The organism is Psychrobacter sp. 1Y4 (genome assembly GCF_051847555.1).
The window spans coordinates 1-1,043 of record NZ_JBPYDE010000163.1 but is presented as its reverse complement, the minus strand read 5'-3'; the positions used below and the strand labels follow the sequence as shown (position 1 = coordinate 1,043).

Below are 1,043 nucleotides of genomic sequence, written 5' to 3'. Positions count from 1 at the left end.
GTATTGATACCGACTAGCTCACCGCGAGCATCGACCAGCGCACCACCTGAGTTACCTGGATTAATCGCCGCATCCGTCTGGATAAAGTCTTCGAACTTATTGACGCCCAGTCCAGTACGCCCAGTCGCTGAGATAATCCCTTGAGTTACCGTCTGACCGACCCCAAACGGATTACCGATAGCCAACGCCAAATCGCCCACACGTATCGGATTTTCGCGGAAACCAAGCGGTGTCAATCCCGTCATATCGACCTTAATCACCGCTAGGTCACTATCTGGGTCGGTGCCGATAATTTTAGCGCGGCTCTTACGACCGTCGTTAAATGCGAAAGTGATTTCATCCGCTTTTTCGATGACATGCGCATTGGTCACGATATAGCCATCTTCTGATACAATCACACCAGAGCCTAAATTGGTATTGCCCTGCTCCTGTGATGGGCCACCATGATATTCAAAAAACCGGCGCAGTACAGGATCATCCATATAAGGATGCTCGGTCATCGTTTGTGTGGTGTAGATATTGACAACCGACTGCGACGCACGCGCAACTGCATTATGATAAGAAGAAATGGGCGCTGGTGTATCCGCAACAGGTTCTGACGCTTGCTGCTCCGCAGGCGGGGTTCTCGGCGGCTCCCACGTGGCCTCCGACGTCGACTTCATACTCGTGAACAACCAGATAAACGCTACTAACACTAGCAGCAATAAGACCCAAGGTAACCATTTTAATAAAGACGCCTTGTTATGGGTGTTATTGGTGTTCTGGGATGACGACATATAGAACCTCTATAAATTTAATGCAGACGGACAGTGAGAAATAAGGTGAGAAGACTGCGACTACTCGGCCATCATGGCTTGATTAGGTAATTGTTTGATTAGGCAATTAATAGCCAGAGCTATGCAGGCTCACATGTATAAATTATAACCGCAATGCCGTGAAATAGTAACGTATCGTGTACCATTTCAGTTATCCATCTTGTCTACTCTTTTACAGTGCCATGTTAAAATCACTGTTATCAGACATTTGCAATAAATAATGGTCAA

1 protein-coding gene is annotated in these 1,043 nt (G+C 47.0%); it reads right to left on the bottom strand.

The genetic code is table 11. The features are described 5' to 3' along the window. The coding region (locus ACS8FC_RS15005) for a trypsin-like peptidase domain-containing protein (protein WP_439297360.1) at positions 1-776 on the bottom strand (776 nt) is incomplete at its 3' end. Between the last annotated feature and the right edge of the window lie 267 nt (positions 777-1,043).